The sequence below is a fragment of the Streptomyces sp. GbtcB6 genome (assembly GCF_019091475.1).
Classification (GTDB): domain Bacteria; phylum Actinomycetota; class Actinomycetes; order Streptomycetales; family Streptomycetaceae; genus Streptomyces; species Streptomyces hyaluromycini.
This window is the reverse complement of record NZ_JAGXJL010000002.1, coordinates 372,447-395,884: the sequence shown is the minus strand read 5'-3', so window position 1 is coordinate 395,884 and position 23,438 is coordinate 372,447. Positions and strand designations below refer to the sequence as shown.

Sequence of the window (23,438 nt, the reverse complement as noted above, 5' to 3'; positions counted from 1 at the left end):
ATCTCCTCGACAGAAGAGAAGGATGTTGTGCCATGCCGCCTGTAGTACCTCCTTTCCTGATCGGTCTGATCGCCGCATCCCTGGTGAAGAGGCTGGGCAAGCCCTTGGTGCGAGGGGTCGTCAAAGCGTCGGTGGGCCTGGGACTTGAGGTCAAGAGGGCCGTCCACGAGGCCGGCGAGGGAATCCATGATCTCGCTGCCGAGGCGACCGCTGGGGTGCTCGCAGCCCAGACGACACCGGCAGCCGCACACGGCGTCGGCGCCCCGGAGGACGGCACCGCGGGCCGGGCCGCTGAGGCCGCCAAGCCGGCGCCCGCAGCGGCAGAGGCCCACGAGGGACGGACCGGCGATCAGGACAAGCCCGTCGGCAAGGCCCGTAGCGCAGGTACGGCCGCCGCCAAGGCGCGCTGAGTCCGCCCGCCGACTCTCCGTGTGACCGGTCGAGAATTTCGTGGGCCGGCCTCCAGCATGTGACCGCCGCGCCACCGGCGACATGGTGGGCTGTGCCCTATCGGCCATCACGACACCCTGATGGAGGCAGGTCAGATGTCTGCGACCGCAACCCACCTGCGCGGGATTCGTCGGCGATGACGGCGACCGACGCGAAGAAGTGGTTCCGTGTTCATCGTCGGGCGGCGGACCCGAGGCTCCGACTTGTGTGTTTCCCGCACGCCGGCGGCACGGCACAGTTGTTCCACGGCTGGCCCGCGCTGCTGCCGGCGGACGTCGAGGTGCTCGCCGTGCGGTACCCCGGCCGCCAGGACCGGCTCGCGGAAGCCTGCATCGAGGACATGGCCACCCTGGCCGACACGATCGAGGACGCACTGCGGCCCTGGCTCGACCGGCCGCTGGCGCTCTTCGGGCACAGCATGGGCGCCTGCGTCGCCTACGAGGTGGCCCTGCGGCTGGAGGCCCGCGGCATCATCCCCGAGCACCTGCTGGTCTCCGCACACGAAGCCCCCCGGTGGGCCGAACGCGTCGCGCTGCACGACGCCGACGACGAAACCCTGATCACCCACGTCCGGCATCTCGGAGACCTGCACTCGGAGGCCTACGACATCCCGGAGCTGCGTGACCTGCTGCTGCCCGCCCTCCGTTCGGACTACCGGCTGATCGAGGGCTACCACCCGCCGAATCCGGCTCCGGTCAAGGCGCCGATCACCGCGTACGTCGGCCAGGACGATCCGAGTTGCGTCCTCGACGGGGTCCTCGCCTGGTCCGGCCTCGCCGCCCCGGGCTCCTTCGAGCTGTGCCCGTTCCCCGGGGATCACTTCTACCTCGCAGCCCGGGAGGCCGAAGTGGTCGCGGACGTGGCAGCACGCCTTGCGCGCGTGTGAGGCGCCGGTCAGGCCTGACGCGGATGCCGGCACCGCGCATGGCGCCCGCGGGGTTCCCAGGGGACGATGGTCGTACCGGTCGCTGAGACGTGCGGTGTCCCCGGCAGCGGCCGCGAAGGCCGGGACGGAGAAGGGACCATGCGACCGGGAACACGTGCCGCCGACGCGATACTCCGGCTGCTCAGCCGGGACTGGGCCGGGCTGGGCATCGCTCTGCTGCCGGCGGCCGCGGGTGCGCGGTGCGTCACCAAGGGGACCGGCCGGCGGATTCTCGGCGGTGCGCTGTGGGCCGTGGCCCTCGCACTCGGTCTCGGGTCGTTCCGCCATCTGGTGCATGTGGGCCGGATACGGGTGAGGTATCCGCCGCCCGGACGAATGGTCGACGTGGGCAGCTACCGCATGCATGTCCTGGCCGAGGGAGACGCCGGACACAGGCCCACTGTGGTCTGGATGCCGGGCGGCCATGCCGGCGGGTACGCCATGTACCGGTTGCACGCGCTGGCGCGGGAACAGATGCGTTCGGTCCTGGTGGACCGTCCGGGGTCCGGCTGGAGCGACCCGGGCCCGTTCCCGCGGACGACGGCGGAAGAAGCCGTCGAACTGCTCACGGCGCTGGAGCGGGCCGGTGAAAAGGGGCCCTACGTCTTCGTGGGGCATTCGTTCGGGGGGCTGCTCATGGCCAACGCCGCCAGGCGCCGCCCCGACCTGGTGGCCGGTCTTGTGCTGCTCGATCCCACCCCGCCCGATGCCGTCGCCTTCGGCCCGGCGCTTCCGGCCCTGCGACGTGCCCCGAGGGACCAGACCGCCCTCGCGCTGCGTCACCTCTTCGGTCTCCACCCTCTCGCGGGCAAGAAGGAGACACACACCTCCGATGACCCGACGCAGGTTCTCACCATGATCGAGCTCAGGACCAAGTCGAGCTGTGCCGCGGCATCGATCCTGCGAGAGCTGTCGCCGGACGGCATCACCAGAGACGGCTGGCAGACGGCCGTACACGACGGCGAGCTCGGCTCGCTGCCCCTTCTCCTCGTGGCGCCACGCGATCTGACGGGCGGTGGCGAGATCTTCGACGCGGTCGACGATCCGGAGGAGAGCGCCCGGGTACGGCACTTCTTCCTCACCGTGAGAGAGCGGTTCCTCGCGGCCTCCAGCAGGGGGCGGAGGGTTTACACCCCAGAGGGCACCGGCCACGATTTCCCGGATCGCGTACCCGACTTCGTTGTGCAGGTGGTGGGCTCGCTGCTGGATCGGTGCGGTCCGGGGGCGCCGAAGCCGTTCTGATCCCGGCGCGCAGCCACGGTCCATGCCGGCGAGCTTCCGCCCGACCGAATGAACAGCGTCGGCGTCTACGGGCGCATCGGCCGAGGTCCGACTATCGTGCTTTTGGTGGGGGCGAAATTCCTGCCCAGCCTTGTCGGCCAACCGGTGTTGGCTCGTGTGGCGTCGGCAGTCGTGCTGTGTACACGAGAAGAGGGTTCACACATGCTCCCTGCAGTTGCTCCCTTCGCCGTCGGCGTGATTACGGCCCCTCTGGCCAAAAGAGTGGCGAAACCGCTGGTGCGAGGCGTCATCAAGACATCGGTCGGCCTGGCCCTTGAAGTCAAGCGTGCAGTCATCGAGGCCGGGGAGGAGATCCAGGGCCTCACCGCCCAAGCGGCTGCCGAGAAACTGGCGAGTTCGGCTCGCACAGGTGGTGTGGAGTCGGCGTGAGGTGACGGCGCACGGTGTTGTTTCGGCCGAGGGGCACAGCTTCGTAGCGGACCGCGAGCTATGCCGGTTCTTTGGCCGGCTCCGTGGTTCCTGCAGTGTCAAGTGTTGTTCCACGGAGAGACTGTCGCGGCTGTCCCCGAGAGAACCAGCCCGCGGCGGGACTACCGGGTGAAATCCTGCTCTGGCTCGCCGACAGCGGATACGCCTGCGCCCGCCTCCTTCGAGGATCTCGCCGACCTGCCCCGCCTGGTCTCGGTCACCAGCGAGGTCGACCAGGCGGGCTTCCCTGGCATTCGGTGTTGGCCCGCGGCCAGTTCTGGACGGGGCCCTCCCCGCGGATGCGGGGAGCATGTCCTGGACACCCCGGGGGTTCTCTCGGCAGGCACGCGGACTCTTTTCGCGGACGCCTACCCCCCGCCGCGGGGATGGCCCCTTGTACTTTGCGTACGCCGACGCCAGGGCTTGCCAAGCCCTGCGTTTGCAGAGACCCCATAACCGGGCCTGCGGTCAGAAGGCGCAAGTGGAGTCGTCCCGAAGAACTGACTACCCGTCGGTAAAGTCGGCATCGGGTCAGCATCAGTCCGAGCAAAGCCGACCAGGGTGATTTGCTCTCGCGGTCTGAGTGAACCGGGCGGGGTGTTTTTCACCGCGCCCGGCGACACGGGTACCGCTTTGGAAAGTGCTTTGAAAGTCTCAGCTCAGCGCACTCGGCCCCGTGGTTTCAGCGGCACTGGCGGTAGTTCAGGGGCAGGGAGAGGCGCCCCGTCGTAACCCTTCACTTCCCCAAATCGCGACCCGCTCATCCAGTCCTCGCGAGCCTGCTTGATGTCGTCCTGGGTACGCCCGACGAAGTTCCACCACATGATCAGCTCCTCCTCGAACGGCTCGCCGCCAAGGAGCATGATCGACGCGTCCGACTCCGCGCGCAGGGGGAGCTCGGTGCGGCCGCAGCCCAGGTAGAGCATCGAGCCCGGGAGTACCGGAACGCCGTCGACGTGCACCTCGCCGGACATCGCCAGGACGCCGTACTCGAAGTCGGGCTCCAGGGGCAGACGCAGGTCGGAGCCGTGGGCGAGGGCCAGGTCAGCGCCGACGATGGGGGTGAACGTCGTACCGGGGGACGTCGCTCCGTCGACGGAGCCGAGGATGATCGTGGCGGTCAGCCCGGGGGCCGTGACCGTCGGCAGATCGGCGTGGTGTTCGAACCTCGGGTCCGTGTGGCGGTGGGAGTCCGGGAGGGCCACCCACAGCTGCGCGCCGTGCAGGTACCGGGCGTGCGACTTGGGGCTCTCCTCGGAGTGGCTGATCGCCCGGCCCGAGGTCATCAGCCCCAGCTCGCGCGGGCGGATCGTCTGGAGGCTGCCGGTCGAGTCGCGGTGCAGCACCTCGCCCTGGTGCAGCCAGCTGACTGTCTGCAGCCCCATGTGCGGATGCGGCGGGACCTGCATCCCGGGCTCGTCGGCGATGTCGTCGGGCCCGTAGTGGTCGACGAACGCCCAGGCACCGATCATGCGACGGCCGAGGTTCGGCAGCAGCCGCCGCACCTCGGTCGACTCGCCGAGTTGCACGTGGCGGGGGCTCAACAGCTCGCGGACGGGTTCGGCGACGACGAATCCGCGGCCGCCGCACACGCTCGGAACGGGCGCGCGGTCAAGGTTGCTCATGCCGGACAACTTAGCGGCCGAAGGTCCCCATTGCCGAGCGGTCAGCCGGTCGTACGGAATCCGTCCCTCAGGTTGTCGAAGACCGGCCGGTAGGTGTCCCACTTCGCGTCCGGCGCGGAGAGGTAGATGTCGTACTCGCGGCCGCCCTCCGTGCCGTAGCCCAGGTCGATGGCGCGGAAGACGCGGGCCCGGCCCCGGAAGGTGAACTCCCAGATCGCGGCCGGCTGCCCGCGGAAGGCGGTCCGCTGCATCCGCAGCCTGCGGTAGGTCGGGTAGTTGACCTTGGTGTTCGCCTCGATGTCGGCCAAATGGGTGACGGGGTTCGCGCCGGCCGGTTCCACCATGCCGATGGTGACGCCGGCCAGGCCGGTCGGGTCCTTGTAGGTGACCTCGTCGGTGGCGCGGGTGCCGGCGGTCCAACCGTCGGGGACGGGGAAGGAGACGCCGAGGGCCTTGTCGGTGACGAGGTGGTAGCCCTGGGGGAGGGGAGAGGGAGAGGGGGGCGAGCTCGCCGTCGTCGTCCTTGGCGTCGTCGCCGGGTGCTTGTCGGCGGGTGTGCGCGGGAGCACGAGGGCCGCCGTGACCGCGGCGGCCGCCGCGAGGGTGACCGCCACGGCCACCAGGACGAGCCGGCCACGCCGGGCGCGCCGCCGCCGGCTACCTGCACCGGCGGCCCCGCGCACCGGCCCGGCGTGTACCGGTTCGGCGTAAACCGGCTCGGCACGGACCGGGCCGGTCGGCTGCGGCTCGGTGGTCACCGGTCCGGTCGTCCGCGCCCCGGCCGGCACCTGCTCCGTCGGCTGTCGCCGCGTCGCCTCCGCGCTCGCTCCCGACCAGGTCGCCAGCAGCGCGCGTTCCGTCTGCTCGGCCGAGGGACGGTCCGCCGGGTCCTTGGCGAGCAGCAGCTGGACGAGCGGCTCCAGCGGGCCAGCCTGCTTCATCGGCTCGACGGGGTCGGTGACGATGGCGTACGCCGTCTCCATCGCGGTGCCGCGCCGGAACGGCGGCCGGCCCTCCACCGTCTGGTACAGCGTGGCCCCCAGCGACCACAGGTCCGAGGCCGGTCCCGGGGTCAGGCCGCGCAGCCGCTCCGGGGCCATGTAGGCGATCGAGCCGACCATCTGGCCGGTCTGGGTGAGCGTCGACGAGCCGGCGGTCAGCGCGATGCCGAAGTCGGTGAGCACGATCCGGTCGCCCGGGCCGAGCAGCACGTTGCCGGGCTTGACGTCCCGGTGCAGGACGCCGGCGGCGTGCGCGGCGCGCAGCGCGCCGATCATGCCGAGGCCGATCCGGGCGGCCTCCTCGGGCGGGAGCGTCCGGCCGCCGTCGAGGAGGTCGGCGAGGGTGGGTGCGGCGACGTACTCCATGACGACGCAGGGGCGGCCGTCGTCGTCCACCACGTCGTGCACGACGACCACGTTGGGGTGGACGACCCGGGCGGCGCTGCGGGCCTCGCGGCGGGTGCGTTCGTAGAGGGTGGCCAGTTCGTCGTCGGACAGGTGCGGGCGGGGATGCAGCTGCTTGAGCGCGACCTGTCGCCCCAGCACCTCGTCCTCGGCCCGCCATACGGTGCCCATGCCGCCGCGTCCGATCCGTTCGGTCAGCCGGTACCGCCCGGCGACCAGCCGCCCCTCGTCCGACACCGCCCGTCCTCCGCCAGCTCTGTCCGCGTTCGATGAGTCCCGTCACGATAACCGCGCGTTGCTGGTCACCTGTTCGGATCTGTCGACTGCCGGAGCTGTACTCCTGGGAAGGTGGGGTCGACCGGGTCTTTTCGGCTGTGAATCAATCGGAGAGGGCTGTGCGGGGCAACGATTGCCGATCGTCGCCGCGCACGGGTGTGCTCGGGCTCACTACGGCATACGTCAGCGTGCCGTCAGTCTCCACAGGTGGTCGGCGGTGCCGTTGTCGTCCCACTGGAGGACCTGGGCGCCGGAGGAGGTGCTCATGTTGGTCACCCCGAGCAGCAGCCCGCTGTTGTAGTTGGCGATCTTGTAGTAGCCGTCGCCGGACGGGATCAGCTGCCAGAGGTGGTCGGCGGTGCCGTTGTCACCCCAGATCAGGGCGGTGCCGCCGTCGCCGGTGCCCGCGTTGGTGATGCCGAGGAGCAGTCCGCTCGCCTGCTGCTGGATCTTGTAGAGGCCGTTGCCCGCGGCCACCAGCGTCCAGTTCTGGTCGGTGCCCGTGGTGGAGGCAGCCTGGACGACGGCGGTGCCCTGGGTGGTGCCCGCGCCGCTGGTGTCCAGGGCGAGGCCGCTGTTCTTGTTGGTGATCTGGTAGCGACCGGCCAGCGAGGTGGCGGTGCCGCTCGGGGTGATGGTCAGGTGGTAGCCGTCGGAGGCGTTCATCGTCACCGGTATGGTGATCGAGCCGCCGCTGACCGGGTAGTCGGTGTCCGAGATGGTGACCGGCCCGGAGACGGCGGTCGTACGGCCCTTGGACGGCGTGTACTCCAGCTTGACGTGCACGGTGCTGCCGAAGGCGGACAGTGACGACAGTCCGTTGACGGTGACGGCACACGAGCCGGTGCAGCCGCCGGTGACCACGCTGATCTGGTTGCCCGCGCCGTTGCGGGAGGCGAAGCCGTCGATGCCGGTCTGCGCCGGAGGCGTGGTGACCAGCATGTTCCCCGACATGTCGCCGTACCACTTGTAGAGCCAGTACGCCCCGTTGGGCGAGCCGTCGGTGTCGGTGAGGGTGTCGCCGAGGGTGCCGTAGTGGTTCCAGAAGGCCAGTTCGGCGTCGTGGACCCCGGCTCGCTCGAACTTGGCGACATAGCTCGCGAGCGGTCCGGGGACGCCGACCTCGCTTGTGGTGCCGTACTCCTCGATGGCGATCGGCCGGGCGCTGATGCCGAGGCTGGTCTCCAGGGCGCGGTAGGCGGCGACATGGGCGGCGATGTTCTGCGAGCCCTGCAGCTCGTGCCAGGAGACGATGTCGGGCACGGTGCCGCTCGCTTTGGCGTCGGTGAGGAACGTGCTCATCCAGCTCTGGTTCCACGCCGAGTAACTCGGGCCCTGGATCGGGGTGCCGGCGTCCTTCGCGCGGACCTCCTGGTACGTCGTCGCCCACCCGGAGTCGAAGCTGCCGGCCGCCGAGGTGTCCCAGGTCCAGTCGGGTTCGTTCCACAACTCGTACGCGGAGATGCTGGTGGTGCCGGAGGACTTCACCGAGGCGACCTGCTTGTCCACGGCGGACCGCCAGTCGCTCCAGCTCACCCATTTATAGGGAAAGTCGGGATACCAGTCCGGCATGCGTACGACGACCTTGGCGCCGGCCCTGGCGGCCTCGGGTGCGACGACGAGGGCGTCACCGCCGGGGCTGGGCTCGCCGTTGGGCAGCTGGCTGCCGCCGGGAGCCATCTGTACGAAGGTGTTCGGCTTCAGCGGCTCGACGAGGCTGTCCGCCGGGACGCTCGCCGTGTCCAGGCCGTACAGGCTGCCCGATGCCGCATGGGTGACCGGGCGCAAGGTCTGGTTCGCGCTCACCACGAGGGTGGTCGAGGAGGTGGGCGTTGCCTGGGCGGGGGCGGCGGTGCCGAGGGCGGCGGCGACCGCCACGGCACCGAGGGTGAGTCTGAGGGTGATGCGGCTCATGGCATGGATCTCCTCAGCGAGTAGGGGAGTTCGTGGTTCAGTCCTTCACCGCGCCCGCGGTCACGCCCGCGGCCACGTAGCGCTGGGCGAGGACCAGGAGGACGGCCGCGGGGACCGACGCGACGACGGCGGTGGCCATGATCGCGTTCCACTCCTGGTTGTTGTTGCCGATGTACTTGTAGATGCCGAGCGTGATCGGCTTCCAACTGCCGCCGCCGTCCAGGGTGTTGGCGAAGACGAAGTCGGACCAGGCCCACAGGAAGCCGAACAGCGAGACGGTGACGATCGCGTTGCGGCTCAGCGGGAGGACGACCGAGCGGAAGGTGCGCCAGGTTCCGGCGCCGTCGATCCGGGCGGCCGAGAGGAGTTCACCGGGGATGCCCGACATGAACGCGGTGAAGATCATGACGCCGAAGGGCACGGCGATGGTGGAGTCCGCGACGATCAGTCCCCACCAGGAGTTGAGCAGACCCAGGTCCAGGAAGATGCCGTAGAAGCCCATCGCCATGACGATCCCGGGGATCATCTGTGCGATGAGGAGGGCCAGTTCGAGTGCACCGCCGCCGCGTGGCCGCAACCTCGCCAGTGCGTAGCCGGCCGGGGCGGCGATCAGCAGAGTGAGGGCGACCGTGCCGATCCCGATCAGCAAGCTGGTGCCCAGGTAGGGGAGTTGGTCGTCGAGAACCGCTCGGTAGCCCTCGAAGGTCGGGTGCAGCGGGAGCAGGTCCGGCGGGTCCTTGCGCATGTCCTGCTGCGGGGTGAGGGACACGTTGAGCATCCAGTACACCGGGAACAGCATCAGCGCGGTGAGGCAGAGGCCGATCAAGGTGTAGCCGCGCGACTTCATGCTTCCTGCCTCCTCTGGACGCGGATGTAGAGGAGGCCGAAGACCAGGGCGATGAGGATCAGGATGTTGCCGACGGCGGCACCGGGACCGAACCTGGGCAGCAGCGTGCCGAAGCCCAGCTGGTACGACCAGGTGGCCAGGGTGGAGGAGGCGTCGCCCGGCCCGCCCTTGGTCATGATCCAGATCAGGTCGAACACCTTGAGCGTGTAGACGAGCCCCAGCAGCAGGGTGATCGCCGACACCGGGCGCAGCAGCGGGAAGGTGATCCGGCGGAACTGCTGCCAGCCGCCCGCCCCGTCCAGGGCCGCCGCCTCGTACAGCTCACCCGGGATGTTCTGCAGGCCGCTGTACAGGATGACCAGGTTGAAGGGGATGCCGATCCAGATGTTGGCGATGATCACCGACGCGAGCGCCCAGTCCGGTGCGGTCAGCCAGCCGACGGGTGCCACGCCGAAGAAGTGCAGGAAGTAGTTCACCACTCCCGACTCGCTGTTGAACATCCACGACCAGGTCGACGCCGACACGATCAGCGGCAGCAGCCAGGGGATCAGGAACAGCGCCCGCAGCACGCTCGACAGCCGGAAGTGCCGGTTGAAGAAGACCGCGAGAGCGAGCCCGATCACGTACTGGAAGGCGATCGACACGAAGGTGAAGACCATGGTGTGCCGCATCGCCGGTCCGAACGTCGGATCGTCCAGCACCGTGCGGAAGTTGTCCCAGCCGGAGAACGGCGCGTCGCCCGCCACGAAGGAGCGCACGGTGTAGTCGCGCAGGCTCAGATCGAGGTTGCGGTAGAGCGGATAGACGTAGAAGGCGGCGAGGTAGGCGATCAGAGGGGTCAGGAAGGCGAGCGCGGTCAGCTGCCGCCTGCGGCGCAGGGAGCGGGCGCCGGTGCCGCTCGCCCGCGCCGCGGCGGCCGGTGCTCGCCGCGGTCGGTCGACCCGGGCGACGGTCATGCCGGACCTAGCCCTTCTGCGCGCTGGACTGGGCGGCCGCCAGGGCGTCCTGCGGGCTCTTGCCACCGGAGAGCGCCGACTGGACGGCCGTCCACAGGGGCTGCGAGATGGTCGGGTACTTGGTGCCGAGACCGCCGCTGGTCCGGCCCCGCGCCGCCGCGACCGCCGCCACCCACGGCTTCAACTCCGCGTTCTTCGCGACCTGTTCGGTCTGCACCGCGGCGGTCGGCGCCACGTACATCAGCGTGGTGTCGGTGGCCAGCAGGTTGGACTGGCTGGTCAGACAGCCGACGATCTTCTTGCTGACGTCGTAGCGCGAGGTGTCCTGCTGCACGGGCACGGTGACGAACTCGCCGCCCGTCGGCACCGGCGCCGAACCGCCGTTCTGTGCGGGGATGTTGATGACGCCGTAGCCGAATCCGGCCTTGTCGGCGTTGCCGAGCTGCCAGGTGCCGTTCTCCCCGAACGCGTAGTCCCCGGTCGCGAACTCCTGCCAGCTGGTGGTCTGGGTGTTCTGCAGCACGTCCTTCGGCGCGTACCCCGCGTCCACCCACTGCTTCCACAGCGACAGCGCGGCAACTCCCTTGGCCGAGTCGAGCTTTGTCAGGTCGCCGCCCGCGCCCCAGAACCACGGCAGGAACTGGAAGCTGCCCTCCTCGGTGTTGATCGCCGAGAAGGTGATCCCCTTCTTCCCGGCCGCCTTGACCTTCTTCAGCGCGGCCGTGAGCGACGCCCAGTCCTTGACGGAGACCGGGTCGACGCCGGCCGCGGAGAGGACCTTCTTGTTGTAGTAGAGCGCGAGGGTGTTGGCGCCGATCGGGACACCGTAGGAGGCGCCGTCGATCGTGCCGGCTCCGATGATGTTCTGCTGGATCGACGAGGTGTCGAGGCCGAGGTCGCCGGTCTTGTTGAGGATCCCCGCCGCCACCAGCGTGGAGACCACCGGGTTGTCGACCAGCATCACGTCCGGTGCGTTTCCCTGCTGCGCGGCCAGCAGCGCCTTGTTGCCCAGGTCGGTGGTGTCGTACGAGGTCCGCTTGAGCTTCACCCCGGCCGCGCTGCCGCACGCGGTGACCTGCCTGCCCCAGTCCGAGGAGGCGTCGAACTGCGGGTACGGGTCCCAGAAGGTGTACGTCCCGCCGGCCGAGGACGACGATCCCGAGGAGCCGGAACCGCCACCGCAGGCGGTGAGCGGGAGAAGAGCGGCCGTGGCGACGGCCATGAGGGTACGGCGGGTGGGTATCACGGGGTGACCTCGTTGTCGTAGGACGGGGTGTCTCAGGAGGTGGGGAGCCAGACGCGCATGCTGCCGTCCTCGCGGTTGGCCCAGACGTGGTACGGGATCGCGGTCAACTCGACGGGCTCGCCGTCGGGTTCCGGAGAAACGCCGTGGGCGGGGGCGTACGGCCACCAGCCCCGGTCGGGGAGGCGGCGCCGCCGGCCCGCGGCCACCACGGTGGTGACACCGTCGAGCAGGTCCGGGCGGTGCTTCACGGCGAGCGGACGGGACGGGTCGAGGACGATGTCGTCAAGGCCGCCGCCCGGATGGTCGACCTGCTCCAGGCAGTGCACGAGCGGCCCGCGCTCGATCGCCACACAGCCGCGTACGGCGTCCACGCGTGGGTCGGCGGCGGTGAGCCGGGGTTCCATGGAGAGTTCCAGGACCACCCGGTCGCCCGGCGTCCAGGTACGCGACAGCCGCAGCCAGCCGTCGTCCACCGCGGGGTCGTACGTCTCCTCCCCGCACCGCACCCGGAACTCCCGGCACCACTGCGGGATGCGCAGCGACAGCGTCCAGGGGTCGTCGGACGGGGTCTCCTCGACGGTGAACGCGATCGTGCCGTGCCAGGGATAGTCCGTCTCGGCGCGCACCCGGACCCGCTCGGTCGTGTACGTCCCGGTGACGAACTGGTGGATCTGCAGGCCCTGTTCGTCGCTCGACGCCAGGTAGTGCTCCAGACTCGCCAGCAGCCGCATCACGTTGGGCGGGCAGCAGGCGCAGCGGAACCAGCGGGTGCGACGGGCCGACTGGTCGCCACCGGTGTCGGTGTGGCCGTCGCGGACCTGCAGCGGGTTGACGTACAGCCAGCGCTCGCCGTCCAGCGAGACCCCGGCCAGGAAGCCGTTGTAGAGGGTGCGTTCGATCAGGTCGGAGTAGCGCGCCTCGCCGGTGAGCAGGGCCATGCGCCAGCTCCACTGGACGGAGGCGATCGCGGCGCAGGTCTCGCAGTAGGCACGCTCGTTGGGGAGTTCGTAGGGGTCGCCGAAGTCCTCCTGGTCGTGGTGCGCGCCGAGACCGCCGGTGAGATGGGTCTTGGTGGTCGTCATGGCGTGCCACAACCGCTCGCAGGCTGCCCGGAGTTCGGCATCCCCGGATTCCGCCGCCAGGTCCGCGGCGGCCGCCAGCAGGTACAACTGTCGTACGGCGTGCCCCTCGACGTCCGTCGCCTCGCGCACCGGGACCCGGTCCTGGCAGTAGGCCGCGCCGCCGAGCAGGCCGTGGCCGTGCCGGTCGACGAAGTAGCCCGCCAGGTCGAGAAACCGGCGCTCGCCGGTCTCCCGGTACAGCTCCACCAGGGCCGTCTCCACCTCCGGGTGGCCGTCGATGCCGTCGACGGGCCTGCCGCTGCCGGGGAGACCGAACACCGAGTCGATGTGGTCGGCGAACTTTCTTGCCACGTCGAGGAGTTCGGTGCGACCGGTGGCCCGGTGATGGGCCACGGCGGCCTGGATCAGATGGCCGGCGCAGTACAGCTCGTGCCCCCAGCGCAGGTCCTGGTACCGCTCACCGCCCTTGACCAGCTGGAACCAGGTGTTGAGATAGCCGTCGGGCTGCTGGGCCGCGGCCACCAGGTCGATGATCCGTGCCACGTCCGCGGCCAGTGCTTCGTCGGTGCCCTGGGCGAGATGCCAGGACGCCGCCTCCAGCCACTTGTAGACGTCCGTGTCGACGAACGGGTACGCGCCCTGGAACGCGCCGTCGGCCGCTGGGTCCGACAGCGCCTCCGGCGCGGAGGCCGCCAGCCGCAGGTTGTGCAGGTTCCCGGCGGACTCCAGCAGGTCCGGGCCCTGCGGCAGGGAGACACGGGCGTTGGTCGCGCGCCGGTCGTACCAGAAGCCGCCGTCGACGGTGCCGGCCGCCGGGCGCAGCGCGGTACGGGCGTCGGGGGTGAGACGGACCGGGCCGGCGGGGGAGGGCAGGGCGGAGCGGGTGCGGGGCATGGCTCTCCGAGGTGGGGGAGGGACGGGGTGCCTGGACGCTCGCTTCGAAATATCGAACGTCGTTTGGAATGTCGAGCACGGGGCGGTGGGGAACTGTTTTGAGCAACCGTTTTCTCGCCGAGAAGTACAGGGCAGCCAAGGAAAGGGGTCAAGACGCCCGGCGCAGTTTTTTCAAGTTGCCCGGAGGGACTGGCACTCCGGGTGGGCGGCTGCGACGATGTGGGGCGGCTCTGCCGTCGGGAGGCCCGCGGCGGCACCGAGGACCCGTACAGGAAAAGGTTTGCCCGTGACCTCTGCTCCAGGCTCTCCGCCCGCCAGCCGGGCCAGGCTCGCCGATGTCGCCGCGCTCGCCGGCGTCAGCGTCGGTACGGCGTCCAAGGCGCTGAACGGCGCAGGCCGGATGCGCCCGGAGACCCGGCAGCGGGTGCTGGACGCGGTGGAGGCGCTCGGCTTCCGGCCCAACCAGCATGCGCAGAGCCTGCACAGCGGCCGCAGCTGGACGGTCGGCCTGATGACGACGGACGGCATCGGCCGCTTCAGCACCCCGGTCCTGCTCGGTGCCGAGGACGCGCTGGGCGCCGGGAAGATCTCCGTCCTGCTCTGCGACACCCGCGGCGACGCCATCCGCGAGCAGCACCATCTGCGCACCCTCACCGACCGCCGGGTCGACGGCATCATCGTCGCCGGCCGCCGCACCGACCCCCGCCCGCCGCTGACCGGCATCGACCCGGCGATCCCGGTCGTCTACGCCCTCTCCCCGTCGACCGACCCCGCCGACACCTCCGTCGTCACCGACGACCGCGGCGGCGCCCGCCTCGCCGTCGAGCACCTGCTCGCCACCGGTCGTACCCGCATCGCCCATGTCACCGGACCCGAGCACCACCAGGCCGCCCGCGACCGCGCCCGGCACGCCGTCGAGCACCTGGCCGAGGCGGACCTCCGACTCGCCGCCGGACGCGTGCACTTCGGGGAGTGGAGCGAGGCCTGGGGGCGGCGCGCCGCCGACGCGGTGCTGCGGACGGCACCCGACACGGACGCCGTCTTCTGCGGCAACGACCAGATCGCCCGAGGGGTCGCGGACGCGCTGCGCGAGCGCGGCAAGGACGTGCCGGGGGACATCGCCGTGGTCGGCTACGACAACTGGGACACGATGGCCCTCGCCTGCCGGCCGCCGCTCACCACCGTCGACATGAACCTGGCCGAGATCGGGCGGATCGCCGCGCTCCGGCTCCTCCAGGCCATCGACGCGGAGCCGGAGCCCGGGGTGCACACGGTGCCGTGCCGCCTGGTGGTGCGCGAGTCGACCTGACGGCGGACGTACGCCGATTCCTCACCCGCGACGCCGAAGTGGCCGTCTCCGGCACCGACATCCACGATCACGGCGCCGAACTCGCCCACCCCGGGACGTGGTCGGCAGGAACTCTCAGCCGTGCTCGGGCCGCCGGGCCGCCCACAGGCCGCGGACATGGCCCAGGTGGCGGGTCATGATCTCGCGCACGGCCCGCTCGTCGCGGGCCAGCAGAGCGTCGAGGAGCTCCAGGTGCTCCTCGGCGGAGGCCTTCAGACGTCCCGCCGCCACCAGCGCCGTCAGCCCGTACAACCGCGAACGGCGCCGCAAGTCCCGTACCACCTCGACGAGATGGTCGTTGCCCGCCAGCGCCAGCAGCCCCAGATGGAAGGCCAGGTCGGCCTCGACGTACGCGATGAGGTCGCCCTTCACGGCCGAGGTGACGATCTCCAGGGCCACCGGGCGCAGCGCCTCCAGGTCATCCGGGTCGGCGGTCGCCGCGAGGGCGACGGTCGTCGGAATCTCGATCAGGGACCGGACCTGCGTGTACTCGTCGAGCTGCTTCTCGGAGACGGCGGTGACCCGGAACCCCTTGTTCGGAACGATCTCGACCATGCCCTCCTTCACCAGTTCCAGCATGGCCTCGCGCACCGGGGTCGCGGAGACGCCCAGGCGAGGGGCGAGCCCCGGCGCCGAGTACACCTCGCCAGGGCGCAGCTCACCGGCGATCAGCGCGGCACGCAGGACGTCCACGACCCGCTCCCGGAAGTTCGGTTTCCGGCCGCCGAGCGACGGAATGGCGGGCTTGGCGGCGGTGGGCGTGCTGCTGGGCCGGTCGGCCATGGTGGAACTCCTGGAGGGTCGTCGAGGGAATCAGAGTACGAATCCGGCCGGGAACGGGTCGGTCGGGTCCAGCAGATACTGGCCGGTGCCGGTGATCCAGGCACGGCCGGTGAAGCTGGGCAGGACGGCGGGGAGACCCGCCACCTCGGTGGTGCCGAGGAGCCGGCCGGTGAACCGGGTGCCGATGAACGACTCGTTCACGAACTCGGTGTCCAGGGGGAGTTCGCCGCGGGCGTGCAGTTGGGCCATCCGCGCGCTGGTACCGGTACCGCAGGGGGAGCGGTCGAACCAGCCGGGGTGGATGGCCATCGCGTGCCGGGAACGGCGGGCCGTGGCGCCGGGTGCGACCAGGTGGACGTGGTGACAGCCGCGGATGGACGGATCCTCGGGGTGGACCGGCTCCGCCTCCGCGTTGATCGCCTCCATGAGGGACAGGCCCGCCCGGAGGATGTCGTCCTTTCGGGTGCGGTCGAAGGGGAGGTCGAACTCGTCCAGGGGGAGGATGGCGTAGAAGTTGCCGCCGTATGCCATGTCATATGTCACTGACCGTCCGTCAGCGAGCTCGATCTTCCGGTCCAGCGCGACGGAGAACGACGGCACGTTCCGCAGCGTGACGTTCCTCGCCGCGCCGTCCTCCACCGCCACCTCGGCGACGACCAGGCCGGCCGGGGTGTCGAGCCGGATCGTGGTGACCGGCTCGACGACCTCCACCATCCCGGTCTCCACGAGCACGGTCGCCACGCCGATCGTGCCGTGCCCGCACATCGGCAGATAGCCGGAGACCTCGATGTAGACCACGCCCCAGTCGCAGTCGGGCCGGGTCGGCGGCTGCAGGATCGCCCCGCTCATCGCGGAGTGCCCGCGCGGCTCGTTCATCAGCAACTGCTTGATGTGATCGCGGTGTTCACGGAAGTACAGCCGCCGCTCGTTCATGGTCGCGCCGGGGATGGTCCCGATCCCGCCGGTGATCACCCGGGTGGGCATGCCCTCGGTGTGCGAGTCGACGGCGTGCAGGACGAGTTTGCTGCGCATGACGCTCCTGGGGGTCGGGGGTCGGGGGTCGGGGGTCGGGGGTCGGAGGTCCGGGGCCGGTCGACGGTCGACGGTCACGCCAGTCCGGCCGCGACGGCCTTCTCGGTGGCCGCGCGGACCACGGCCTCCTGCTCGGGCAGCAGCGGCACGCGCGGCGGGCGGCAGGCGCCGCCGTGGCGGCCGACGATGTCCATGGACAGCTTGATGGCCTGGACGAACTCGACCCTGGAGTCCCAGCGCAGCAACGGATGCAACTGCTCGTACAGCCGCTTGGCGGTGTCCAGGTCCCCGCCCACCGCAGCGCGGTACAACTCGACCGTCGCGGCCGGCAGCGCGTTGGGGTATCCGGCCACCCAGCCCTTGGCGCCCGCCACCGCCAGCTCCAGCAGCACGTCGTCGGCACCGATCAACAGGTCCAGTTCCGGCGCCAGTTCGGCCAGCTGGTAGGCGCGCCGGACATCGCCCGAGAACTCCTTGACGGCCTGGACGTACCCCTCGCCGTGCAGCTTGGCGAGGAGTTCCGGGACCAGGTCGACCTTGGTGTCGATGGGGTTGTTGTACGCCACGACGGGCACCCCCGCCCTGGCGACCTCCGCGTAGTGCGCCAGGACCGAACGCTCGTCGGCGCGGTAGGCGTTGGGCGGCAGCAGCATCACGGCCGCGCAGCCGGCGTCCCGGGCCTGCTCGGCCCAGCGGCGGGCCTCGGCCGAGCCGTAGGCGGCGACCCCGGGCATGACCCGCGCCCCGCCGACCGCGGCCACGGCGGTCTCGACGACCTTGGCGCGCTCCTCGGGCGTGAGCACCTGGTACTCACCGAGCGAGCCGTTCGGTACGACGCCGTCGCAGCCGTTCCCGACCAGCCAGGCGCAGTGCTCGGCGTACTTGTCGTAGTCGACGGAGAGGTCGTCGCCGAGCGGGAGGGCGGTGGCTACGAGGACGCCTCGCCAGGGGTGGGGGTGGGGGTGGGGGTGAGGGGTGGACATCAGGGCTCCTCCGGGTGGTCGGGGTGGGCGGCGTGGTCCGGGTGGTATGTGACATATCACTGTTCGTCGTCGGCGGCGCTGCCCGCCTGCGCGAGCACCCCCAGCGGCACCGGCCGGGCGAACGGCCTGCGATCCGCCGTCTGCGGGCAACCGGCGAGCCCCGCGACCGCGGGCCCGCACATCCGCCCCTGGCACCAGCCCATCCCGGCCCGCGTGAGCAGTTTGACGGTCCGTACATCTGCGGCGCCCAGTTCGGTCACGGCCCGCCGGACGGCCCCGCCGGTGACCTCCTCGCAGCGGCAGACGACCGTGTCGTCCGTGACCTGCTCGGCCCAGTGCGCGGGCGGCGCGTAGGCGTCGTCCATCGCCGCGGCGAACCGCCGCAGACCCGCACGGGCCCGGTCGGCCCCTGCCCAGCCGCGCGGGTCCGGCTCCCGGCCCGACAGCCGCGCGGCAGCCGACCAGCCCGCGATGCGGCCCTCGGCGAGGGCGAGGACCGCGCCGCCGACGCCGGTCGCCTCGCCTGCGGCCCACACCCCCGGCACGTCGGTGCGCTGCTCGTCGTCCACGTGCACCGCGACCCCGTCGATCCGGCAGCCCAGGCCGTCGGCGAGGTCGGTGTGCGGGAGCATGCCGTGTCCGACGGCCAGGGTGTCGCAGCCGATGCGCCGCCGGGTGTCCGGCCGTACCCGGCCCGCGGTGTCGAGCGCGGCGACGGTGACGGCTTCGAGCCGCTGGTCGCCGTGCGCCTCGACCACGGTGTGGTGGACCTGGGTGCGCACCCCGTGTCGCAGCAACCGGGCCGCGTAGCCGGCGCCTTCGGCGAGCTTGGCCGGCTGGGCGGCCAGCGCCGGTGAGCGCCGTACGAAGGCCCGCGGGTCGGCGGAGTCCACCAGGGCCGCCACCCGGGCGCCCGCCGCCGCGAGCCCGGTCGCGACCGGCAGCAGCAGCGGTCCGGTGCCGGCGACGACCGCCGTTCGGCCCGGCAGCACCAGTCCGCCCTTCAGCATGGCCTGCGCGCCGCCCGCCGTGACGACACCGGGGAGCGTCCAGCCGGGGAACGGCAGCACCTTCTCGTAGCCGCCGGTCGCGAGCAGTACCGCGTCCGCGCGCACCTCGACGGGCCGCTCCTGCTCGGGGCCGAGCAGCGCGTGCACGGTGAAACCGGACCGGCGCCGCGTCACGCACCACACGTGATGGTCCCGCAGATGCACGACCAGGCCTGCCGTGATGTGCCGGTCGAGGCCGTCGCGCAGCCGCTCCCAGTCGCGCCACCGGTGGTGCAGTGCCTGCGGGCGGCGGGCGCCGAGCCCGGCGGCGGGCTGCCGGTAGAACTGACCGCCGGCCTCCGGCGCCGCGTCGACCAGGGTGACGCGCAGCCCGTGCCGGGCGGCGGCCAGGGTGGCGGCGAGACCGGCCGGGCCCGCGCCGATCACGGCGAGTCGGGGTGACGACTCCGGCCGGGTCGCGTCAGTCATCGTGCCCCGTGCCCCGCTGCGTACGGATCGCATCGCCCGGATGCACGGGCACCACACAAGCCCGTTGGTTGGGGCGGCCGTTGACGGTGACCAGGCAGTCGAAGCAGATGCCGATCCCACAGAAGACCCCGCGCGGACGGCCCTCGCCGCGGGTGGTCCGCCAGGACGTGACACCGGACGCCCAGAGCGTGGCCGCGACCGTCTGGCCGGGCAGCGCCACGAGCTCGCGGCCGTCGAAGGTGACGGTGAAGGCGGGGCCCGGCCGGGCCCGCGCCAGCTTCAGGGGGTTCACACGGCCTCCTCGCCGAAACGCTCGGGACGGAACGGGGTCAGGTCCAGCTCGGGGTTCTTGCCGCTCAGCACCTGGGCGATCAACTGCCCGGTACCGGTGGCGAGTCCGATGCCCGCGCCCTCGTGCCCGCAGGCGTGGAGGAGGCCCGGCGCACGGGGGTCGGGGCCGATCGCGGGGAGGTGGTCGGGCAGATACGGTCGGAAACCCAGGTAGGTGCGCATCGCCCGGACCCCGGACAGGAACGGGAACAGCCGGGTCGCGCCCGCCGCCAGCGCCCGTACGGCCGGCAGGGAGAACGACCGGTCGAAGCCGACGCGTTCCCGGCTCGCGCCGATCAGGACCGGCCCGGCCGCCGTGCCCTCGACGACCGGCGAGGTCTGCAGGGCCGCCGAGTCGCTGGCCACGTCGGCCACATAGTCGGCGGCGTACACCTTGTGCCGTACCCGGCGCGGCAACGGCTCGGTGACCAGGACGAAGCCGCGCCGGGGGAGGACGGGCAGGTGCACACCGGCGAGGGCGGCCACCTCGCCGCCCCAGGTCCCGGCCGCGTTCACCACGGCCGGGGCGTGGATGTCGCCCTGGTCGGTACGGACACCGCGGACGGCACCGCCGGCGCCGTACAGCACCTCCGTCACCGTACGGCCGGTCGACAGACGGGCGCCCGAGGTCCGTAGGAGATGCGCGGCGGCCAGCGTCGGCATCACCTGGGCGTCCTGGGGATAGCGGACTCCGCCCGCCAGGCCGGGTGCCAAGTGCGGTTCCAGCTCGTGGAGTTGATCAGCGGCGACGTTCTCCGCCGTCACCCCGGCGGCCCGTTGCCCGGCCGCGAACCTCTCCAGGGCGGCCAGCCCTTCGGGATCGGCGGCGACGACCACCCCGCCCTTGGGCTCGTACTCGATCCGGTCACCCAGCTCCCCGGCCAGGCGGGTCCACAACCGGCCGGACAGCAGGGCGAGTTCCAGCTCGGGTCCCGGCTCCTTGTCGGATACGAGCAGGTTGCCCTCGCCCGCCCCGGTCGTGCCGCCGGCCACCGGGCCGCGATCCACCACGACGACGTCCAGACCCGCCCGGGACGCGTACAGGGCGCAGGCGGCGCCTGCCATGCCCGCCCCGATCACTACGACGTCGCAGGTCAGTCGCATGCTCACGGCAGTAATATGTCACATTGCACAAAGCAGGGGAAGACCGCCGGCGCCGGCTGCCCGCCGGTCCGCCACGGCGGTACGAATTCCCCCGCCTGTCACGGGCGTTGTATCCGCCCTCGCCGGCGGCCTGCTCGTCCTCGCCTGCGCCTGCGCGGTGTTCGCCGTGCGCCGCCGCGCCGAACAGGCGTCCGCGGCCGGCGGTGAGCCGGTGCCCGTCACCGCCCCCGCGGAGCTGATCGACGTCCCGAATGGCGCTCCCGAGTTGACAGGAAGACGATGGAGTGGTGGACGGGAGTTCGAAGGGAGGAACCGTCATGCTGGAGATCAAGACGGTCGACAAGCCGGACGAGCGGCGCGACTTCCCCCGCGGTCACCTGGAGGCCGTGCACATGACCGGCCTCGACTTCGCCATCGCCACCTTCGAGCCGGGCTGGCGCTGGTCGGAGTCGGTGGCGCCGATCGCGGGCACCGAGAGCTGCATGGTCCATCACAACGGCTATGTGGTGCAGGGCAGGATGCACCTCGTCATGGACGACGGCGGCGAGGGCGAGATCGGCCCCGGCGACGTCTTCGTCCTTCCGGCGGGGCACGATGCCTGGGTCGTGGGGGACGAGCAGTGCATCGTGTACGACTTCGCCGGCGGCATGGCGACGGGCTACGCGAAGGCCAAAGAGGGCTGAGGAAGGGCTGGGGTGCCCAGCGGATGCCATCACCTTCTGTAGGTGACGGCATCCGGTGTGTCACACCGTCACACCGGCAGCAGCCGCGCGATCAGCCCGCCGAGCTGGCGGGCGGTGCGGCACTCGTGCATCTCCACCAGTTCCGCGTAGTCCGGCGCGGCCGAGTCGCCGGTGCCCCACAGGGAGAGCGGCTCGGGGTTCAGCCAGTACACGCGCCGCGCCTGTCCGGCGATCCGGCGGACGGCGGCGAGGTTCGGGTCGAGGTTGTTGGTGCGGGCGTCGCCGAGCACGAACACCGTGGTGCGCGGGCCCACCGCGGCGCCGTACCGCTCCGCGAACTCGCCGAGCGCGACGCCGTAGTCGCTGCTGCCGTGCCAGCCGGTGAGCGTCGCCTCGGCGCGGATCCGGGCGCCGAGCCCCTCCGGATCGGCCCGGCCGTGCTCCAGGAGGCCGGTCACCTCGTCGATCCGGTTGACGAACGCGAACACCCGGATCTTGCTGAACTGGTCGTGGAGCGCCTGTACCAGCAGCATCGTGAAATCGGAGAACCCCGACACCGAGCCGGAGACATCGCACAGCAGCACCAGCTCGGGGCGGACCGGCCGGCGCCTGCGCAGTACCGGCCGCATCGGCACCCCGCCCGTCGAGAGCGAGCCGCGCAGGGTGCGCCGCAGGTCGATGGTGCCCCGCGCGGCCCGGCGGCGGCGCGCGGCCAGCCGGGTGGCCAGCTTCCGCGCCAGCGGCTGTACGGTCCTGCGCAACTCGGTCAGCTGTTCCCGCCCGGCGGACAGGAAGTCCACCCGGTCGGCGCTCGGCGCCACCGCCCGCCGGGCGATCTGGTCCCGTCCGCGCCGCTCGGCCACCCGCCGCCGGGCCTCCGCCGCGACCATGCCCCGGAAGGCCTCGATCCGCCGCCGGATCTCGTCGTCGAGCAGCCGGTCCGCGAACCCCGTGCCGCCGCCCCGCGCCCGGACGTCCGCCCGCACCCGCGCGAGCAGCGTCTGCGGCCGCAGCCGGTCCAGGGTCTGGTACGACGACCAGCCGTCCGAGCCCGGCGAACTCCCGTATCCGCCCAGGCCGTCCACGGCCTCGGCCGCCAACTGCCGCAGCAGCGCGGTGTCGTCGTCCGCCAGCGCGGCCGCGAGCCGCTCCCGCAGCTCCTCCCGGTCGCCGGGCCCGCCGCCGGACGCACCGCCGGGCCCGCCCACCCCGCGCGGGAAGTAGAGGTCGAAGACCTGGTCGAACACGGTCCGTTGGCCGGCGACGTGCAGCAGGGTCGCGGCCAGCCCCTCGCGCAGCAGCTCCCGGTCCGCCAGACCCAGCGCCGCCACCGCCCGGCCCGCGTCCACGGTCTCCCCGGTGCCGACCCGCACCCCGTGCGCCCGCAGCGCGCCGACCAGACCCGTCAGCCGGTCGGCGAGGTCGGCCGGGGCATCGGCAGGAGCGTCGGTCGGTACGTGGGCCGGTGTGCTCACAGCGCGTCCAGGTCCAGCTTGGCGGCCGCCTTCTGGATGTCGTCCTGGTGCTTGAGGATCACGCCCAGGGAATCCCCTACGACCTGCTCGTCCAGCGTGTCGGCGCCCAGGGCCAGCAGGGTGCGCGCCCAGTCGATGGTCTCCGCCACCGAGGGGACCTTGCGCAGGTCCATCGCCCGCAGCGCCCCGACCACCCGGACGACGGACTCGGTGAGCGCCTGGGTGAGCTCCGGCACCTTCAGCCGTACGATCCGGCGCTCCAGCTCCTCGTCCGGGAAGCCGATGTGCAGGAACAGGCAGCGGCGGCGCAGCGCCTCGGAGAGCTCACGGCTGGCATTCGAGGTGAGGACGACGAAGGGGCGGCGGGTCGCGGTGACCGTGCCCAGCTCGGGGACCGTCACCTGGAAGTCGCTGAGCACCTCCAGGAGCAGGCCCTCCACCTCGACGTCGGCCTTGTCGGTCTCGTCGATCAGCAGCACCTTGGGGTCGTCGCCCCGGATCGCGGTGAGCAGCGGGCGGGGGAGCAGGAACTCCTCGCTGAAGATGTCGGTGCGGGCCTCGTCCCAGGTCTCGTCCCGGCCGGCGCTGATCCGCAGCAGCTGCTTGGCGTGGTTCCACTCGTACAGCGCCCGGGACTCGTCCACGCCCTCGTAGCACTGCAGCCGCACCAGCCGGGCCCCGGCCACCGCGGCCACGGCCTTGGCCAGCTCGGTCTTGCCGACTCCGGCGGGGCCCTCGACGAGGAGCGGTTTGCCGAGCCGGTCGGCCAGGAAGACGGTGGTGGCGACGGCGGGGGAGGCGAGGTAGCCGGTCTCCGCGAGGCGGGCGGAGACGTCGTCGACGGAAGTGAACAACGGGGCCTCCGGCTGATCAGGGTCGTGGAACGCGCGC

Annotated in this window: 21 protein-coding genes; 6 read left to right on the top strand and 15 right to left on the bottom strand. The window is 71.6% G+C overall.

From position 1 onward, the window contains the following. The first annotated feature begins 32 nt into the window (after nt 1–32). The 4 genes from KVT45_RS04705 to KVT45_RS56115 all read left to right on the top strand — a co-directional run bounded on the left by KVT45_RS04705 (nt 33) and on the right by KVT45_RS56115 (nt 3,046). Complete coding sequence (locus KVT45_RS04705) at nt 33–410, top strand: DUF5132 domain-containing protein (RefSeq protein WP_217545183.1); 378 nt, start codon at nt 33–35, stop codon at nt 408–410. Nucleotides 411–655: 245 nt separating this feature from the next. Next, a complete protein-coding gene (locus KVT45_RS04700) occupies nt 656–1,336 on the top strand; it encodes an alpha/beta fold hydrolase (RefSeq protein WP_308310644.1) in 681 nt (226 codons plus the stop codon). A gap of 138 nt (nt 1,337–1,474) precedes the next feature. Continuing rightward, nucleotides 1,475–2,617 carry an alpha/beta hydrolase gene (locus KVT45_RS04695; protein ID WP_217545181.1) on the top strand — a complete coding sequence of 381 codons (1,143 nt, stop codon included), beginning with the start codon at nt 1,475–1,477 and terminating at the stop codon, nt 2,615–2,617. Between the two features lie 48 nt (nt 2,618–2,665). Beyond that, nucleotides 2,666–3,046 carry a DUF5132 domain-containing protein gene (locus tag KVT45_RS56115; protein WP_254646288.1) on the top strand — a complete coding sequence of 127 codons (381 nt, stop codon included), beginning with the start codon at nt 2,666–2,668 and terminating at the stop codon, nt 3,044–3,046. A gap of 698 nt (nt 3,047–3,744) precedes the next feature. On the opposite strand, the gene KVT45_RS04685 is transcribed toward KVT45_RS56115, so the two are convergent. The 7 genes from KVT45_RS04685 to KVT45_RS04655 all read right to left on the bottom strand — a co-directional run bounded on the left by KVT45_RS04685 (nt 3,745) and on the right by KVT45_RS04655 (nt 13,331). Next, nucleotides 3,745–4,710, bottom strand: a complete 966-nt coding sequence (locus KVT45_RS04685) for a pirin family protein (protein WP_217545180.1) — start codon at nt 4,708–4,710, stop codon at nt 3,745–3,747. 41 nt (nt 4,711–4,751) lie between these two features. Beyond that, on the bottom strand, nt 4,752–6,353 hold the full coding sequence (locus KVT45_RS04680) for a serine/threonine-protein kinase (RefSeq protein WP_217545179.1): 1,602 nt from the start codon (nt 6,351–6,353) through the stop codon (nt 4,752–4,754). A gap of 222 nt (nt 6,354–6,575) precedes the next feature. Next, entirely contained in the window at nt 6,576–8,306 is a 1,731-nt protein-coding gene (locus KVT45_RS04675; protein ID WP_217545178.1) for an RICIN domain-containing protein, read from the bottom strand. 37 nt (nt 8,307–8,343) lie between these two features. After that, complete coding sequence (locus KVT45_RS04670; RefSeq protein WP_217545177.1) at nt 8,344–9,153, bottom strand: carbohydrate ABC transporter permease; 810 nt, start codon at nt 9,151–9,153, stop codon at nt 8,344–8,346. Next, nucleotides 9,150–10,109, bottom strand: a complete 960-nt coding sequence (locus KVT45_RS04665) for a carbohydrate ABC transporter permease (protein ID WP_217545176.1) — start codon at nt 10,107–10,109, stop codon at nt 9,150–9,152. The genes KVT45_RS04670 and KVT45_RS04665 overlap by 4 nt, the downstream gene beginning before the upstream one ends. Before the next feature lie 7 nt (nt 10,110–10,116). Then, nucleotides 10,117–11,355 carry an extracellular solute-binding protein gene (locus KVT45_RS04660; protein ID WP_308310643.1) on the bottom strand — a complete coding sequence of 413 codons (1,239 nt, stop codon included), beginning with the start codon at nt 11,353–11,355 and terminating at the stop codon, nt 10,117–10,119. 32 nt (nt 11,356–11,387) lie between these two features. Next, complete coding sequence (locus KVT45_RS04655) at nt 11,388–13,331, bottom strand: glycoside hydrolase family 127 protein (RefSeq protein ID WP_217545175.1); 1,944 nt, start codon at nt 13,329–13,331, stop codon at nt 11,388–11,390. Nucleotides 13,332–13,617: 286 nt separating this feature from the next. Here KVT45_RS04655 and KVT45_RS04650 point away from each other — a divergent pair, with 286 nt between their 5' ends. Then, the gene (locus KVT45_RS04650; RefSeq protein WP_217545174.1) at nt 13,618–14,640 is read left to right on the top strand and encodes a LacI family DNA-binding transcriptional regulator; all 1,023 of its coding nucleotides are present in this window, start codon (nt 13,618–13,620) and stop codon (nt 14,638–14,640) included. 114 nt (nt 14,641–14,754) lie between these two features. Here KVT45_RS04650 and KVT45_RS04645 read toward each other — a convergent pair whose 3' ends face one another. The 6 genes from KVT45_RS04645 to KVT45_RS04620 all read right to left on the bottom strand — a co-directional run bounded on the left by KVT45_RS04645 (nt 14,755) and on the right by KVT45_RS04620 (nt 20,395). Beyond that, entirely contained in the window at nt 14,755–15,462 is a 708-nt protein-coding gene (locus KVT45_RS04645) for a GntR family transcriptional regulator (protein WP_217545173.1), read from the bottom strand. A gap of 30 nt (nt 15,463–15,492) precedes the next feature. Continuing rightward, on the bottom strand, nt 15,493–16,494 hold the full coding sequence (locus tag KVT45_RS04640; RefSeq protein WP_217545172.1) for a proline racemase family protein: 1,002 nt from the start codon (nt 16,492–16,494) through the stop codon (nt 15,493–15,495). Nucleotides 16,495–16,568: 74 nt separating this feature from the next. Then, the gene (locus KVT45_RS04635; RefSeq protein WP_217545171.1) at nt 16,569–17,477 is read right to left on the bottom strand and encodes a dihydrodipicolinate synthase family protein; all 909 of its coding nucleotides are present in this window, start codon (nt 17,475–17,477) and stop codon (nt 16,569–16,571) included. Between the two features lie 56 nt (nt 17,478–17,533). Further along, the gene (locus KVT45_RS04630) at nt 17,534–18,955 is read right to left on the bottom strand and encodes an NAD(P)/FAD-dependent oxidoreductase (protein WP_217545170.1); all 1,422 of its coding nucleotides are present in this window, start codon (nt 18,953–18,955) and stop codon (nt 17,534–17,536) included. After that, entirely contained in the window at nt 18,948–19,247 is a 300-nt protein-coding gene (locus KVT45_RS04625; RefSeq protein WP_217545169.1) for a (2Fe-2S)-binding protein, read from the bottom strand. The genes KVT45_RS04630 and KVT45_RS04625 overlap by 8 nt, the downstream gene beginning before the upstream one ends. After that, nucleotides 19,244–20,395 (bottom strand): FAD-binding oxidoreductase, encoded by a 1,152-nt coding sequence (locus KVT45_RS04620; RefSeq protein ID WP_217545168.1) that lies wholly within the window; start codon nt 20,393–20,395, stop codon nt 19,244–19,246. The genes KVT45_RS04625 and KVT45_RS04620 overlap by 4 nt, the downstream gene beginning before the upstream one ends. 311 nt (nt 20,396–20,706) lie before the next feature. Between KVT45_RS04620 and KVT45_RS04615 the strand changes: the two genes are divergently transcribed. Beyond that, nucleotides 20,707–21,072: a cupin domain-containing protein gene (locus tag KVT45_RS04615; protein ID WP_217545167.1), complete on the top strand. Its 366-nt coding sequence runs from the start codon at nt 20,707–20,709 to the stop codon at nt 21,070–21,072. Nucleotides 21,073–21,140: 68 nt separating this feature from the next. On the opposite strand, the gene KVT45_RS04610 is transcribed toward KVT45_RS04615, so the two are convergent. Further along, nucleotides 21,141–22,547, bottom strand: a complete 1,407-nt coding sequence (locus KVT45_RS04610) for a VWA domain-containing protein (RefSeq protein ID WP_217545166.1) — start codon at nt 22,545–22,547, stop codon at nt 21,141–21,143. Further along, on the bottom strand, nt 22,544–23,401 hold the full coding sequence (locus KVT45_RS04605; RefSeq protein ID WP_217545165.1) for a MoxR family ATPase: 858 nt from the start codon (nt 23,399–23,401) through the stop codon (nt 22,544–22,546). Before KVT45_RS04605 ends, KVT45_RS04610 begins: the two co-directional genes overlap by 4 nt. Nucleotides 23,402–23,438: the final 37 nt, after the last annotated feature.

Coding starts and splice junctions, on each gene's coding strand:
- KVT45_RS04640 (WP_217545172.1), bottom strand. CDS start 16,494: ATGCGCAGCAAACTCGTCCTGCACGCCGTCGACTCGCACACCGAGGGC.
- KVT45_RS04630 (WP_217545170.1), bottom strand. CDS start 18,955: ATGACTGACGCGACCCGGCCGGAGTCGTCACCCCGACTCGCCGTGATC.
- KVT45_RS04635 (WP_217545171.1), bottom strand. CDS start 17,477: ATGTCCACCCCTCACCCCCACCCCCACCCCCACCCCTGGCGAGGCGTC.
- KVT45_RS04685 (WP_217545180.1), bottom strand. CDS start 4,710: ATGAGCAACCTTGACCGCGCGCCCGTTCCGAGCGTGTGCGGCGGCCGC.
- KVT45_RS04655 (WP_217545175.1), bottom strand. CDS start 13,331: ATGCCCCGCACCCGCTCCGCCCTGCCCTCCCCCGCCGGCCCGGTCCGT.
- KVT45_RS04615 (WP_217545167.1), top strand. CDS start 20,707: ATGCTGGAGATCAAGACGGTCGACAAGCCGGACGAGCGGCGCGACTTC.
- KVT45_RS04665 (WP_217545176.1), bottom strand. CDS start 10,109: ATGACCGTCGCCCGGGTCGACCGACCGCGGCGAGCACCGGCCGCCGCG.
- KVT45_RS04695 (WP_217545181.1), top strand. CDS start 1,475: ATGCGACCGGGAACACGTGCCGCCGACGCGATACTCCGGCTGCTCAGC.
- KVT45_RS04645 (WP_217545173.1), bottom strand. CDS start 15,462: ATGGCCGACCGGCCCAGCAGCACGCCCACCGCCGCCAAGCCCGCCATT.
- KVT45_RS04670 (WP_217545177.1), bottom strand. CDS start 9,153: ATGAAGTCGCGCGGCTACACCTTGATCGGCCTCTGCCTCACCGCGCTG.
- KVT45_RS04705 (WP_217545183.1), top strand. CDS start 33: ATGCCGCCTGTAGTACCTCCTTTCCTGATCGGTCTGATCGCCGCATCC.
- KVT45_RS56115 (WP_254646288.1), top strand. CDS start 2,666: ATGAACAGCGTCGGCGTCTACGGGCGCATCGGCCGAGGTCCGACTATC.
- KVT45_RS04675 (WP_217545178.1), bottom strand. CDS start 8,306: ATGAGCCGCATCACCCTCAGACTCACCCTCGGTGCCGTGGCGGTCGCC.